The sequence below is a fragment of the Neisseria montereyensis genome (assembly GCF_024834045.1).
Taxonomy (GTDB): Bacteria; Pseudomonadota; Gammaproteobacteria; order Burkholderiales; family Neisseriaceae; genus Neisseria; species Neisseria montereyensis.
On the sequence record NZ_JANUXW010000004.1, the window covers coordinates 135600 to 149522 of the forward strand.

Genomic DNA, 13923 nt, shown 5'->3' on the forward strand with positions numbered 1-13923 from the left:
CCGACGCTTAACGCCGGGTACCACTCAAACACGCCCAACCTTCATCGGTTTGCACGGGCGCAAGTTCAAACCATTCATTGTAAATACCGCTCATTTCTTCGACCTGCTCGTCCAAAATACCGGATAACACAATCCGCCCACCCTGTTTGGTGCGTTCGGCCAACAAACTACCGAGCATGCGCAAAGGATTGGCCAAAATATTGGCAACCACAACGTCAAACTGATGCGGCGGCAAAGCATCGGGCAACAGAAAGGTGGCCGATACATTGTTTTGCGCAGCATTGCTGTTGCTGGCACGAATGGCCTGTTCGTCGATATCCACACCGGTGGCACTGCCGGCACCCAGTTTCAGGGCGGCAATGGCGAGAATGCCCGAACCGCAACCGTAATCCAAAACGGATTCGCCGCCTTTGAGGTTGTTGTCCAGCCACTGTAAACACAAACGGGTGGTGGGATGGCTGCCGGTACCGAATGCCAAACCGGGGTCTAATTGCAGGTTAACGGCATTTTCATCAGGCGCTTCATGCCATGACGGGGTAATCCATAAACGTTCGGAAATCTGAATCGGGTCAAACTGCGCCTGAGTCAGCCGAACCCAATCTTGCTCGGCCAATAATTCCGTTTCATATTCTGGAACGGCGATACCGCAATCTTCGGCGGCAGCGGTTACAGCGGGGGCAACATCGGCGGATTCGTCAAACAACGCAATCACTTTGCTCTGCTGCCAGATTTGCTCGGCCGGCATCCCCGGCTCGCCGAAAATGGCCTGTTCGTTGGCCGTTCCCGCATAGGCGTCTTCAATGGCGGCGGAAAGCGCACCGTGTTCCATCAGCGCATCGGCAAGGCGTTCGGCAACATTATCTTTAACGGCAATCGTGATTTGTTGGTAAGACATGGCGGATATTCTTTCTGAGGCCGTCTGAAAACAAAACGGCCGGTGATTGGAAAAACAAAAACAACCGGCAACCCATACTTAATTGAAGGCAGCCGAAACCGAAGCGGTTTGTTGCGCGATTCTAACAAAAAAAGGCAACAGGTCAAACTGAAAAACCATATATCTTGAATAAGATACGTTAAGAAACGCTTTGCCGTTATTCATATAATGAGGCCGTCTGAAAGGTTTCAGACGGCCTTCAATAGAAACGACTAATGCTTACAAAGGCATGCAGTTTCTCATCACAATGTCATCAACATCAATCATTTCGCTGGCGACTTCTTGTTTTTCGGTACGCGTTAAAAAGCCGTTGCCTTCGGCATATAAATCATCGCTGCCTTGGTTGTCTACGCGCCAAGTGTAAGTGCCGTTGCCAAATGCAATCGTATCGGCATTGCTGGCTTCGGCATCATGGTTGAGCTTGAGGGTTTCGTTATCAAAACGCACTTCCGCAACCGCACCATTATTTTCCATATAATAACGGGCATCCAAGGTATTGCCGTCGCTACACTGGAAAGAGTGCCAATCCGCATCTTTTTCCGCAGCCAATTTACCGAGCGCGGCAGGCGCGGTATCTGATGATGTTTCTACGGCAGAAGTAGCGGCGGCAGATTCGGTTTCCGCAGGCGCAGCCGCTTGTTCTTGACTACACGCCGCCAACACGGGCAGCAACATAAAAGGCAAACATAATTTAAACAGTTTCATAATCGATTTCCGAAAAGAAAATTATGATAAGAATAAACGGATAAGAATCAAGCCGGCTTATCTAACGGCTTTATCTTGTTATGATGGGGCTTTAATCCGAAAGCTCAAACGCCCGTGCCATAACGTGATTATTCTAATATAGAATATCGAAGCACAGTATAGAATATTCACAATCGCTTTGATTTATAGACAAGCGTATGCGTTCAGACGGCCCGTACATACCCCGCTATACAATCTCTTGCTATAATGACACGCTATACGCCGTTATCCAGCCAAAATAAAGACCAAACCATGAGCCAAACCTCTTTACTCGACACCCTTAGTCTACCGGAAGATTTACGCAATCTCGATGCCAAACAACTGCCGCAAGTAGCAGAGGAATTGCGTGCATTTTTATTGGAATCGGTCGGGCAAACGGGCGGTCATTTTGCCAGCAATCTCGGTGCGGTCGAGCTAACAGTGGCGCTGCATTATGTCTACGACACGCCGGAAGACCATTTGGTTTGGGATGTAGGCCATCAAAGCTATCCGCATAAAATCCTAACCGGCCGTAAAGACCGTATGAACACCATGCGTAAATACGGCGGTTTGGCCGGGTTTCCCAAACGCAGCGAATCCGAATACGACGCCTTCGGGGTTGGGCATTCATCTACTTCGATTGGTGCGGCACTCGGCATGGCGGTAGCCGACAAACTGGCAGGAAACGGCAAGCGCAGCGTGGCCATTATCGGCGACGGCGCCATGACAGCCGGCCAAGCATTCGAAGCCCTAAATTGCGCGGGCGATATGGATATTGATCTGCTCGTGATTCTCAACGACAACGAAATGTCGATTTCGCCCAATGTCGGCGCCCTGCCCAAATACCTCGCCCGCAATGTGGTGCGCGATATGCACGGCCTATTGAGCACCATTAAAGCCCAATCTACCAAAGTATTCGATAAATTGCCCGGTGCTCTAGGCACTGCACCTTTGGGCATTGCCCAAAAAGTCGAAAACAAAATCAAAACCATCGCCGGCGAAGCGGAGCATGTCAAACAATCTTTATCGCTGTTTGAAAACTTCGGCTTTCACTATACCGGCCCGGTCGACGGCCATAATGTCGATAATCTGGTGGAAGTGCTTCAGGATTTACGTCAGAAAAAAGGCCCGCAAATCCTGCATGTGATTACCAAAAAAGGACAAGGCTACAAACTGGCCGAAAATGATCCGGTTAAATACCATGCCGTTTCAACACTCGCACAAGACAACAAAGAAACCGTGCCAAGCACGCCGAAACCGGCCGCCAAACCCACTTATACGCAAATTTTCGGCCAATGGTTGTGCGATCAGGCAGCCGCCGACAGCCGCTTAATCGCCATTACCCCCGCCATGCGGGAAGGCAGCGGCTTGGTGGAATATGAAAAACAGTTCCCAGAACGTTATTTCGATGTCGGCATTGCCGAACAACACGCCGTTACCTTTGCCGGCGGCTTGGCCTGTTGCGGTGCCAAGCCCGTTGTCGCCATCTACTCTACCTTTCTACAACGCGGCTACGACCAACTGATTCATGATATTGCCCTGCAAAACCTACCGGTTTTATTTGCCATCGACCGTGCCGGTATTGTCGGCGCCGACGGCCCTACCCATGCCGGTTTGTATGATTTAAGTTTTTTACGCTGCATACCGAATATGGTAATTGCCGCACCGAGCGATGAAAACGAATGCCGGCTGCTGCTATCGACCTGTTATCAAATCGACGGCCCGGCTGCGGTGCGCTATCCGCGCGGTGCAGGCATCGGTGCCGATGTTTCAGACGGCCTGAATATCGTACCAGTCGGCAAAGGGCTAATCAAACGCGAAGGCCGCAAAACCGCATTTATCGCTTTCGGCAGCATGGTTCAAACCGCACTTGAAGCGGCGGAAACATTGGATGCCACCGTAGCCGATATGCGCTTTGTGAAACCTTTAGACGAAGCCTTAATCTGCAGTTTGGCAGAGTCACACGATTATCTGGTCACCATTGAAGAAAATACCGTGCAAGGCGGTGCGGGCAGCGCAGTATTGGAAGTATTGTCCAAACACAATATCTGTAAACCGATCCTATTATTAGGCGTGGCCGATACGGTTACCGAACACGGCGACCCTAAAAAACTGATTGATGATTTAGGTTTAAGCACCGAAGGCGTATTACGGCAGCTTCAAAACTGGCAAGCTCAAATTTAATTCATACAGCCGTCTGAAATATTCAAAACTTTTTCTAATGCCTTGATTTGCCCGCTATCCAAACGAGAGCGGGCTAAATCTAATGTGGCCGCCGCCCAAATACGGTATTTCTGCCGCTCGGCTTCATCCATCACCGACACATGTGCGGTCACCGTCGAATCATCCCCCCGCACGATAGGGCCGGTTAACGCCGATAAAGGCGGCAGCTCGGCAAGATGGTCAACACTCTGCCGCATCAGGCCGGATACCAACTCTCTCGCCAATTCGTCTGAAAAATGTAGCGGCGCCAACAAATCTTGGGCAAACGCCGCCAGCGTAACCGAAAAATTAGATGCCACGGATAAAGCCGCATGATAACGGGCTTTTTGTTGCGAAGAAATTTCAAATGCCCGCAATTCGGCGGCGGCGGCCAAATCATGCAGTTTTGCCATCGCACCGGCATCCGCCGCTTCTAAAGCGCACAAATTCCCCGCCAATTCCCGTATAGATTTTTCTACATCGGCAAATGCGAAAACAGGGTGTAAACTGCCGACTGTCGCACCGCATTTGACAACTTCATCTAATACGCATATTGTTTTTGCTCCGCTGAAATGTATTACTAAAGTTTCTTTAGCCAGCCAAGGCAGTTGTGCCAGCTGTTCGGCTATATTTTTCAATATATTATCAGGCGTAGCGATTAATATGGCATCTGCCGGGGGTAGGTCTTGGATACGGGGAACTATCTTATCGGCCAAACAGTCTGCCAAAACGCCGGGATTGTTTTTTCGGGAAACCGCAGCAGCTAATTTCCATCTGCCGCTTTTCGGCAAAACGGCGGCAAAAGTCTGCCCGACACGGCCCATACCGATAATATGGAAGCTTTTTTTCATTTCAGACGGCCCTAACGGATTGAATAGCTAAGGTTAACACGGTAAACTTAGCCCCATTAAATTTTTTTATGACTGCCTTTAAAATGAAAACAGCTTTCGAAGTAAAATCAGCACGTCTTGATGTGCTTTCCGTACAGTTACATACTGCGGACTTAGGGGAATTGGAAGATTTTTTACAACAGCGTGTCAGCCAACATAAAGAACTTGGCAGTATGCTGTTTTTATTGGATGTACAGGAATTCAACAGTCCCGGCGAATTGAATATTCCCGGCATTGTGTCGCTATTTGCCCGCTACGGCCTGCAAATCATCGGCCTGCGTCATCAAAATGAAGCATGGGCGGCACACGCCCAAGCCTATCATCTGACCTTCAGCCGTAACGACAGTAAAATTTCCGAACCGCCGGCCAAAGCCGCACCGGCTTCATCCGAACAGGTTCAGGCAACCGTTATCAGCAAACCGACCGTATTAATCAGCACCCCGATTCGAACCGGCCAGCAAGTCTATGCCGAAAATGCCGATTTAATCGTTACCGGCATCGTAAACGAAGGTGCGGAAATTATTGCCGACGGCAATATCCATGTATACGGCGCCATGCGCGGCCGTGCACTGGCCGGCGCCACCGGCAACCGTGATGCCAGAATTTTTATCCATTCCATGCAGGCCGAATTGGTATCGGTGGCGGGAATATACCGTAATTTCGAACAAAGCCTGCCGGCGCACCTCCATAAAAAGCCCGTGCAGGTATCGCTCCAAGAGAACCGTCTGGTCATTAGTGCCATAGACGAAGAATAATTGTTTTGATTGCTCAATAAAGGAAACATCGTGGCAAAAATCATTGTAGTAACTTCAGGTAAAGGCGGCGTAGGCAAAACCACTACCAGCGCCAGCATCGCCTCCGGTTTGGCATTGCGCGGCCATAAAACCGCCGTTATCGACTTCGACGTGGGTTTGCGTAACCTCGACCTGATTATGGGGTGCGAACGCCGTGTGGTTTACGACTTAATCAACGTTATCCAAGGCGAAGCTTCGCTGACTCAGGCACTGATTAAAGACAAACATTCCGACAACCTATACATCCTCCCCGCTTCGCAAACCCGCGATAAAGACGCTTTAAACCGCGAAGGTGTGGAAAAAGTATTAAAAGAACTCGCCGATGATATGAGTTTCGAATACATTATCTGCGATTCTCCGGCCGGTATCGAACAAGGTGCGTTGATGGCACTTTATTTTGCCGATGAAGCCATTATCACCACCAATCCGGAAGTTTCCAGCGTACGCGACTCGGACCGTATTTTGGGCATTCTGCAAAGCAAAAGCCGTAGAGCCGAACAAGGCGAAACCGTTAAAGAACACCTGCTGATTACCCGCTACTCACCCGAACGGGTAGAAAAAGGCGAAATGCTTTCCGTTCAAGATATTTGTGATATTTTGCGCATCCCGTTAATCGGCGTGATTCCGGAATCGCAAAACGTATTACAGGCATCTAACTCAGGCGCACCGGTTATCCATCAAAACGACGTTGTTGCGGCAGAAGCTTATAAAGACGTTGTGGCAAGATTATTGGGGGAAAACCGAGAAATGCGTTTCCTCGAAGCCGAGAAAAAAGGCTTCTTCAAACGCTTATTCGGAGGTTAAACAATGTCATTGATTGATTTATTGTTTGGCAAAAAAAACAAGACGGCCGCCGTCGCTCGTGACCGCCTGCAAATTATTATTGCGCAAGAGCGTGCCAAAGAACAGGCGCCCGATTATCTGCCAACCCTGCAAAAAGAACTGATGGAAGTATTGTCCAAATACGTTCATGTATCTTTGGAAGATATCCGTATTTCCCAAGAAAAACAAAACGGCATGGATGTGCTCGAATTGAATATAACCCTGCCGGAGCAAAAAAAGGCTGAAGAAGCATGACTTTAACAGAATTGCGTTACATTGTCGCAGTAGCACAGGAGCGGCATTTCGGACGCGCCGCCCGCCGCTGCTTCGTCAGCCAGCCCACACTTTCGATTGCCATCAAAAAATTGGAAGAAGAGCTGGCCGTATCGCTGTTTGACCGGAGCAGCAACGATATTATCACCACCGAAGCGGGTGAGCGCATTGTTGCCCAGGCCCGCAGGGTGTTGGAAGAAGCCGATATGATTAAGCACCTTGCCAGCGAAGAGCAAAATGAGTTGGAAGGCGCACTCAAGCTCGGCTTGATTTTCACCGTTGCTCCCTATCTGCTGCCCAAACTGATTCTTTCCTTGCGTGAAACCGCACCCAATATGCCTCTGATGTTGGATGAGAACTACACGCAGATTCTCACCGAATCACTGAAACGGGGCGACTTAGATGCCATTATCGTAGCCGAGCCTTATCAAGAGCCCGGCATTGTTACCGAACCTTTATATGATGAGCCGTTCTTTGTGATTGTGCCGAAAGGACACCATTTCGAAGAACTGGATACGATAACCCCCGAAATGTTGGCTCAAGAACAGGTATTGTTACTCACCGAGGGAAACTGTATGCGCGATCAGGTGTTGGCTAGCTGCTCCGAATTGGCTTCACGCCAAAAAATACAAGGACTGACCAATACCTTGCAAGGCAGCTCTATCAATACCATCCGCCACATGGTTGCCAGCGGGTTGAGCATCAGTGTATTACCAGCTACGGCATTAACCGAAAACGATCATATGCTATTCAGCATTATTCCCTTTGAGGGGGAAGCACCGCACCGCCGCGTCGTATTGGCATACCGTCGCAATTTCGTACGCCCCAAAGCATTAGCTGCCCTGCGTCAGGCCATACTCACCTCCCAATTAAACGGTGTAACCTTTATTGATGAAAAGGCCGCCTAACAGCGGAAACAACTGTTTACAAGATAAACTCAAAAACCGTATTGCTTTTGGAATACGGTTTTTTTAATGATATAACACAAATATGAACAGGCCGTCTGAAATATCTTTCAGACGGCCTGCTTGCTTTTTACACTGTACCGGATTAACGCGGTTCGGTACGGCCTAAATATTCATAACCAGCAATTTCTTTGGTATCGGTGTTGCCGGGATAAACAAATCTAACCACATCATCGTCTTTAGTAACCACTACCGGACCGTTGTGTGGAACTTGTTCTAAACCGGCAATCGAGCCTGAATCATTGGCATGGTTATATGCCGGCATGTGTGCACCTTTGGCAGATGCAAAAGAAGCGGCAAAAGTAGCTAAAGCGGCGAAAGTAAGCATTGTTTTTTTCATGATAATTGTCCTCTGGTGTATTTTTTATTGGGTTTTAATATTCGGCAATTTGTAAACTGCCGTTTGCTTTGTTGATGTGTGTATTGTATAAAACAACCAATAATTGATAAATAGCAATTTTATTGAATATTCGTTTCTTAATAAGAAATCTTAAGTTGCTATTAAAACAGCAATATAAAAGGCCGTCTGATTTTCAGACGGCCTGTTTGCTTTTTCATACTGTACCGGATTAACGTGGTTCGGTACGGCCTAAATATTCATAACCACTGATTTCTTTAGTATCGGTGCTACCGGGGAAAACAAATCTAACCATATCATCATCTTTAGTAACCACTACCGGACCGTTATGTGAAACTTGTTCTAAACCGGCAATCGAGCCTGAATCATTAGCATGGTTATATGCCGGCATGTGGGCGCCTTTGGCAGATGCAAAAGAAGTAACAAGAGTAGCTAAAGCGGCGAAAGTAAAGATTGTTTTTTTCATGATGATTATCCTCATGTGTATTTTTTATTAGGTTTAATATCAGGCAATGTTTTTTATCGGTTGCCTGTTTTGTTGATGTGTGTATTTTATGAAATCCCACTTCATTGATAAATACCGATTTCATTTAACATTCGTTTCTTAATTGGAAACTATATTGCTCAGGTATAAAATCATTAACTCTATATTGGCATCAGCAAGGCAGTATTATTATCGGCTAACTTGATAATGCTTTCGCGCAAGCCCTCGATATCAATCAACGGCCTACCGTTACACGGTATTTAAGCCCCAGCCAGCCATTTAGAATACCCGCCGCGCCTAAAATTAATTTGCACGGCAAAAATATTTTTTCACATCAATTATGTTATTATCCCCACATAAGGAAGCTAGAAAAGCGATGAATCTGCCTATCGCAGCCTACCGGAAACGGTGTGCGAGAGCGTGTGCCGAGGGGGGCAGCCCGGCCTAGCTTCCTTTTACTTATCTAGTTCAGCCTGATACTTCTTGATTTATTTTTATTAAACAATGCATTATTAGGTATAAACAATATAAAAACAGGCCGTCTGAAACTTTCAGACGGCCTGCCTTCTTTTAATGCAGTATCAATTAACGAGCTTCAGTACGGCCTAAGTATTCATAACCAGTAATTTCTTTTTCACTAGTGCTACCGGGAAAAACAAATCTAACCATATCATCATCTTTAGTAACCACTACCGGACCGTTATGTGAAACTTGCTCTAAACCGGCAATCGAGCCTGAATCGTTGGCATGGTTATATGCCGGCATATGGGCGCCTTTGGCAGAAGCGAAAGAAGTAACAAGAGTAGCTAAAGCGGCGAAAGTAAAGATTGTTTTTTTCATGATCATTGTCCTCATGTGTATTTTTATTGGGTTTTAAATATCAGGCAATGTTTTTTATCGGCTGCCTGTTTTGTTGATGTGTGTATTGTATGAAATAACTAATGGTTTATAAATAGCGATTTTATTGAATATTCGTTTCTTAATAAGAAACTATTAAATATTGATAACCCATATAAAACCGGAAACTGCTATTTTTCAGACGGCCATATTTTTCACTATCGATAAAACCAATCTGTATATACCCCATCATATCAATAGAGACGCCCGCAATATAAAACTACTTATTAAATCCCAAATAAAAAGCCGTCTGAAAACTTTCAGACGGCTTCACTTTATCCATTAAATCAATTTAAAGGTATTATTCCGGACGCATTTGCGGAAATAGAATCACATCGCGGATAGATTGTGCATCGGTTAGCAACATCACCAAGCGATCCAAACCGATACCGCTGCCCCCTGTCGGCGGCAACCCGTATTCCATAGCGCGGATATAGTCGGCATCATAGTGCATTGCCTCATCATCGCCTGCATCTTTCTGGGCGACTTGCGCTTTAAAGCGGGCGGCCTGATCTTCAGGGTCGTTTAACTCCGAATAGCCGTTTGCCAGCTCGCGGCCGACGATAAACAGCTCGAAACGGTCGGTTAGGCCGGGCTTGGTGTCGGATGCACGCGCCAGCGGGGAAACTTCAACCGGATAATCCACAATAAAGGTCGGGTTCCACAATTGGCCTTCGGCACAACCTTCAAACAATGCCAATTGCAGGCTGCCGATACCGGGCGACGGCGGAATTTTCTCACCGTGTTTCACAATTTCCTGTTTCAACCATGCTTCATCATTGAGCTGTTCGTCGGTATATTGCGGATTGTATTTTTTAATCGCTTCAAGAATCGTTAGCCGTTCAAACGGGCTTTCCAAATCCACTTCTCTGCCGTTGTAGCTTAATTTGGCCGTTCCGCACACTTCCAACGCCGCATTGCGGATAACGCCTTCGGTCATTTCCATCATACGCTCGTAGGTTGAAAACGCCTCATAGAATTCCATCATCGTGAATTCGGGGTTATGGCGGGTACTCATGCCCTCATTACGGAAACTGCGATTGATTTCAAACACGCGTTCCAAACCGCCGACGACCAAACGTTTCAAATACAATTCCGGTGCAATGCGCAAATAAAGCGGAATATCCAGCGCATTATGATGGGTAATAAACGGCTTAGCCGTAGCACCGCCCGGAATCGGGTGCATCATCGGCGTTTCCACTTCCAGATAACGCTCGCCGACCATGTAATTACGCACGGCCTGAATGATTTTACTGCGCTTGATAAACACATCGCGCGAATCTTGATTGGTAATCAAATCGGCATAACGCTGACGGTATTTCTGCTCTTGATCGGTCAGGCCTTTATGCTTATCGGGCAGGGGGCGCAAAGATTTGGTTAACAGATGCAGCTTGCTTGCGCGCACGGTTAATTCGCCATGATTGGTTTTAAACAATGTGCCTTCAATGCCGATAATATCGCCCAAATCCCAATGTTTGAACACATTATGAACGTCTTCACCCACACCCTGATTATTCACATAAACCTGAATCTGGCCGCTCATATCCTGAATGGTAGCAAAACTGGCCTTACCCATCGCCCGCTTCAACATCATGCGGCCGGCCACTTTAACCGGGATGGCTTGCGGGTCTAACTCGGCTTTTTCCAGATTGCCGTAGCGCTCCTGCAAATCACCGGCAAACGCATCGCGCCGATACTGATTAGGGAAAGCAATGCCGTTTTTACGGATTTCATTCAATTTTTCACGACGCAGGGCAATGATTTGGTTTTCATCCAATTGCGGTTCGTTTTGTTCGGGGGTAGAAGGCTGTTCACTCATATTATTTTCCAAAAAAAATCAGGCGGTTTGATACTGCCCGAATAGTTGAATATTTGGGGCGTTATTGTACGCCTTTTCTGTCTTTTTATCTATTCGGGCAAAGGCCGTCTGAAAACTTAAAAAGCAAGGAAATAAGCATTCATAAACTGCAACAAAGCAAGTGAAACAACAATTAAAAAAATACCGTTAATCACAATACATGCCTATGAAATATTCAATTGTGTTATTTTATTTATTATTAGGGAAGAAATTTATCCGCATAGGCTATTTATATTAATTCAGCATACCGTCTGAAAAACAGCTCAATATGTAATATTCATATTGTTAAACAGGAAAGAAAAAATATAAAATAATGTCATTTTTTTAATCCAATACTGTATCGCTCACAAACCTTATGAATACAGTTACTACTCTAACCAAATTATAGGTAATTTAATAATGTCTATGAATAAGTATAAATACTTTGATTATGTTTTTTATTTTCTATTTTTTGTATTTCTGCTAGCAATTATATTTTTATTGATAACTATGACTGACTTTCCAACATCTATAAGGCTGCTAGTACCATTTTTTTGGCTTTTAATGTTCTATTCTGTGTTGATATTTCATTTCTACTGGTATAAAGAAGAGAAATTTAAAAGAGAGGATAATTTTAAATCAGATGATAAATCAATTAATTATATTTTAAGAAAAAAGAAATTTTATAGAATATCGGGAATGCTATTTGGAGTATTATTATTCATTTCCTTATTCTTCGATTAAAAGAGGTTTAAATATGGGCCAGCGGAACCGAATTCAATTCAATAGCGTTGTATCGTTTGTAGACCTTACGGGGACAATAAACTAGGGTAGCAGCCTTAAATTACAGATGCTAAGAATTAGCCCCAAAGTTCTCTTATCTATTACAGGTAATACAGTGGCAATTACTGTAGCTATCGGCATCACCAATCGAAAAGATTAATCTATTTTAGAATTTTGGATGACCCCGAAATAATCGACCGCTTTATTCAAAACAATGAAAAAGTGGCGGCTTATTTTGAAAACCATTCCTCATTAAGCGACTAATCTGATTATCAGGTTCCGGATAGCTGATGAAAGCCATGATAGTTATTAAAAAATCCTGCCGCGTTTAGCTATGGCATATTTCACCGCCCCTCTATACAATAACAACTTTCAGTATTATCGGAGCATTTCCATGACTATCCGCACCCGTTTTGCCCCCAGCCCCACCGGCTACCTACATATCGGCGGCGTCCGCACTGCGCTGTTCTCTTGGGCGTTTGCCAGAAAACACAAAGGTGAATTCCTGCTGCGTATCGAAGATACCGATTTAGAACGTTCCACTGCCGAATCCGTCAATATTATTTTAGACGGCATGCGGTGGGTCGGTTTGGATTACGACAATGCCGATAATGTGATTTATCAAACCCGCCGTTTCGAGCGCTATAAAGAAGTGCTGAACGAGCTTTTACAGCAAGGGCAGGCTTATCACTGCTATTGCAGCAAAGAAGAGCTGGAAGCCATGCGCGAACAGGCTGAAAAAAACGGTACCGCCACTTACGACCGCCGCTGGCGGCCGGAGCCCGGTAAAACCCTTCCGCCGATTCCTGCCGATGTCGAGCCCGTTATCCGCTTTAAAACGCCTATTGAAGGCACAACCACTTGGTATGACTTGGTAAAAGGCGAAATCAGCATTCCCAATTCAGCCTTAGATGATTTGATTATCGCGCGTGCCGACGGTACGCCCACTTATAACTTCTGCGTGGTGGTTGACGATTATGATATGGGTGTAACCCATGTGATTCGCGGTGATGATCATGTCAACAATACGCCGAAGCAAATCAATATCTTAAAAGCAATGGGCACCAAACTGCCCGAATATGCCCATCTGCCGATGATTCTAAACGAACAAGGTAAAAAAATATCCAAACGCAGCGGCGATACCGTAGCCATTACCGATTTCGGCCAAATGGGCATTTTGCCGCAAGCAATGTTGAACTATCTGGCGCGCTTGGGTTGGGCACACGGCGACGATGAATTCTTCACCATGAAGCAATTTGTCGAATGGTTTGATTTAAAAGACGTTTCTCCATCCCCCAGCCGTATGGATATGAAAAAACTGTATTGGATTAACGGCGAGCACATTAAAGCGACACCCAATAACGAATTGGCGGAGCTGGTTCGCCCCCGTTTGGCGGTTCGCGGTGTGGAAGAAACCGAGAAGCCCTTGCTGGAAGATGTATTGGACTTGGTGAAAGATCGTGCCCAAGATTTAAACACTTTGGCCGACGAGTGCATTTATTTCTACCAAAAAGGCACGCCTAGCGAAGCCGATATGCAAAAACATTGGGATGAAGACACTCAGGCGCGGATGTTGCGCTTTGCCGATAAACTGGAAGCCTTGAACGACTGGAATACCGAAGCCATTCACGAGTTATTCAAACCTTTCTGCGAAGAAGAAGGCATTAAAATGGGCAAACTCGGTATGCCGTTGCGGTTGGCCGTATGTGGCACGGCCAAAACGCCCAGCATCGATGCCGTATTGGCATTGATTGGCAAAGAAGAAGTTTTAAACAGAATCCGCAATTAAGCATTATTTTTGCCGATTGTTGTTAGAAAAGGCCGTCTGAATATGTGATCTGACCCCCAAATCTTGGACAAACATAAAAGCCTTTTCAGGCTGCCTTTTCGAGCTGGGTTCTGTATGCTACGGGACTCAGCTTTTTCAATTTCAAACTACATCTGTCATGATTGTAGTACCG

General features: G+C 46.1%; 14 protein-coding genes. 6 read left to right on the top strand and 8 right to left on the bottom strand.

What is annotated here, in order from left to right:
* Window positions 1–7 precede the first annotated feature (7 nt).
* Window positions 8–895, bottom strand: coding sequence for a 50S ribosomal protein L11 methyltransferase (prmA, locus tag NXS09_RS06610; protein WP_259291759.1), 888 nt, complete (start codon window positions 893–895; stop codon window positions 8–10).
* 258 nt (window positions 896–1153) lie between these two features.
* The gene (locus tag NXS09_RS06615) at window positions 1154–1639 is read right to left on the bottom strand and encodes an MliC family protein (protein WP_259291760.1); all 486 of its coding nucleotides are present in this window, start codon (window positions 1637–1639) and stop codon (window positions 1154–1156) included.
* Window positions 1640–1930: 291 nt separating this feature from the next.
* Between NXS09_RS06615 and dxs the strand changes: the two genes are divergently transcribed.
* Window positions 1931–3841: a 1-deoxy-D-xylulose-5-phosphate synthase gene (gene dxs, locus NXS09_RS06620; RefSeq protein ID WP_259291761.1), complete on the top strand. Its 1911-nt coding sequence runs from the start codon at window positions 1931–1933 to the stop codon at window positions 3839–3841.
* Here dxs and NXS09_RS06625 read toward each other — a convergent pair.
* A complete protein-coding gene (locus NXS09_RS06625) occupies window positions 3838–4710 on the bottom strand; it encodes a Rossmann-like and DUF2520 domain-containing protein (RefSeq protein WP_259291762.1) in 873 nt (290 codons plus the stop codon). The genes dxs and NXS09_RS06625 overlap by 4 nt on opposite strands.
* Window positions 4711–4793: 83 nt before the next feature.
* Here NXS09_RS06625 and minC point away from each other — a divergent pair, with 83 nt between their 5' ends.
* From minC to NXS09_RS06645, 4 genes are read left to right on the top strand one after another with little or no spacing between them, the layout of a single operon-like run.
* The gene (gene minC, locus NXS09_RS06630; RefSeq protein ID WP_259291763.1) at window positions 4794–5504 is read left to right on the top strand and encodes a septum site-determining protein MinC; all 711 of its coding nucleotides are present in this window, start codon (window positions 4794–4796) and stop codon (window positions 5502–5504) included.
* A 30-nt stretch (window positions 5505–5534) separates the two neighbouring features.
* Window positions 5535–6347, top strand: a complete 813-nt coding sequence (gene minD / locus NXS09_RS06635) for a septum site-determining protein MinD (protein ID WP_259291764.1) — start codon at window positions 5535–5537, stop codon at window positions 6345–6347.
* Between the two features lie 3 nt (window positions 6348–6350).
* Window positions 6351–6620 carry a cell division topological specificity factor MinE gene (gene minE, locus NXS09_RS06640; protein ID WP_259291765.1) on the top strand — a complete coding sequence of 90 codons (270 nt, stop codon included), beginning with the start codon at window positions 6351–6353 and terminating at the stop codon, window positions 6618–6620.
* Complete coding sequence (locus tag NXS09_RS06645; protein WP_259291766.1) at window positions 6617–7546, top strand: hydrogen peroxide-inducible genes activator; 930 nt, start codon at window positions 6617–6619, stop codon at window positions 7544–7546. Before minE ends, NXS09_RS06645 begins: the two co-directional genes overlap by 4 nt.
* 142 nt (window positions 7547–7688) lie before the next feature.
* On the opposite strand, the gene NXS09_RS06650 is transcribed toward NXS09_RS06645, so the two are convergent.
* From NXS09_RS06650 to lysS, 4 genes are all read right to left on the bottom strand, one after another.
* The gene (locus NXS09_RS06650) at window positions 7689–7943 is read right to left on the bottom strand and encodes a hypothetical protein (RefSeq protein WP_259291767.1); all 255 of its coding nucleotides are present in this window, start codon (window positions 7941–7943) and stop codon (window positions 7689–7691) included.
* Between the two features lie 229 nt (window positions 7944–8172).
* Window positions 8173–8427 (bottom strand): hypothetical protein, encoded by a 255-nt coding sequence (locus tag NXS09_RS06655; protein ID WP_259291768.1) that lies wholly within the window; start codon window positions 8425–8427, stop codon window positions 8173–8175.
* Window positions 8428–9030: 603 nt separating this feature from the next.
* Window positions 9031–9285 (bottom strand): hypothetical protein, encoded by a 255-nt coding sequence (locus NXS09_RS06660; protein ID WP_259291769.1) that lies wholly within the window; start codon window positions 9283–9285, stop codon window positions 9031–9033.
* 358 nt (window positions 9286–9643) lie between these two features.
* On the bottom strand, window positions 9644–11161 hold the full coding sequence (gene lysS, locus NXS09_RS06665; protein ID WP_259291770.1) for a lysine--tRNA ligase: 1518 nt from the start codon (window positions 11159–11161) through the stop codon (window positions 9644–9646).
* 1195 nt (window positions 11162–12356) lie between these two features.
* Here lysS and gltX point away from each other — a divergent pair.
* Window positions 12357–13751: a glutamate--tRNA ligase gene (gene gltX, locus NXS09_RS06670; protein ID WP_259291771.1), complete on the top strand. Its 1395-nt coding sequence runs from the start codon at window positions 12357–12359 to the stop codon at window positions 13749–13751.
* A gap of 85 nt (window positions 13752–13836) precedes the next feature.
* Here gltX and NXS09_RS10815 read toward each other — a convergent pair.
* On the bottom strand, window positions 13837–13923 hold an 87-nt coding region (locus NXS09_RS10815), incomplete at its 5' end, for an IS3 family transposase (protein WP_353617865.1).

Excerpts from the sequence above, each read along its gene's own strand:
- NXS09_RS06645 (WP_259291766.1), top strand. The coding sequence starts at position 6,617 with ATGACTTTAACAGAATTGCGTTACATTGTCGCAGTAGCACAGGAGCGG.
- NXS09_RS06655 (WP_259291768.1), bottom strand. The coding sequence starts at position 8,427 with ATGAAAAAAACAATCTTTACTTTCGCCGCTTTAGCTACTCTTGTTACT.
- NXS09_RS06615 (WP_259291760.1), bottom strand. The coding sequence starts at position 1,639 with ATGAAACTGTTTAAATTATGTTTGCCTTTTATGTTGCTGCCCGTGTTG.
- gltX (WP_259291771.1), top strand. The coding sequence starts at position 12,357 with ATGACTATCCGCACCCGTTTTGCCCCCAGCCCCACCGGCTACCTACAT.
- dxs (WP_259291761.1), top strand. The coding sequence starts at position 1,931 with ATGAGCCAAACCTCTTTACTCGACACCCTTAGTCTACCGGAAGATTTA.
- NXS09_RS06650 (WP_259291767.1), bottom strand. The coding sequence starts at position 7,943 with ATGAAAAAAACAATGCTTACTTTCGCCGCTTTAGCTACTTTTGCCGCT.
- minE (WP_259291765.1), top strand. The coding sequence starts at position 6,351 with ATGTCATTGATTGATTTATTGTTTGGCAAAAAAAACAAGACGGCCGCC.
- NXS09_RS06625 (WP_259291762.1), bottom strand. The coding sequence starts at position 4,710 with ATGAAAAAAAGCTTCCATATTATCGGTATGGGCCGTGTCGGGCAGACT.
- lysS (WP_259291770.1), bottom strand. The coding sequence starts at position 11,161 with ATGAGTGAACAGCCTTCTACCCCCGAACAAAACGAACCGCAATTGGAT.
- NXS09_RS06660 (WP_259291769.1), bottom strand. The coding sequence starts at position 9,285 with ATGAAAAAAACAATCTTTACTTTCGCCGCTTTAGCTACTCTTGTTACT.
- minC (WP_259291763.1), top strand. The coding sequence starts at position 4,794 with ATGAAAACAGCTTTCGAAGTAAAATCAGCACGTCTTGATGTGCTTTCC.
- prmA (WP_259291759.1), bottom strand. The coding sequence starts at position 895 with ATGTCTTACCAACAAATCACGATTGCCGTTAAAGATAATGTTGCCGAA.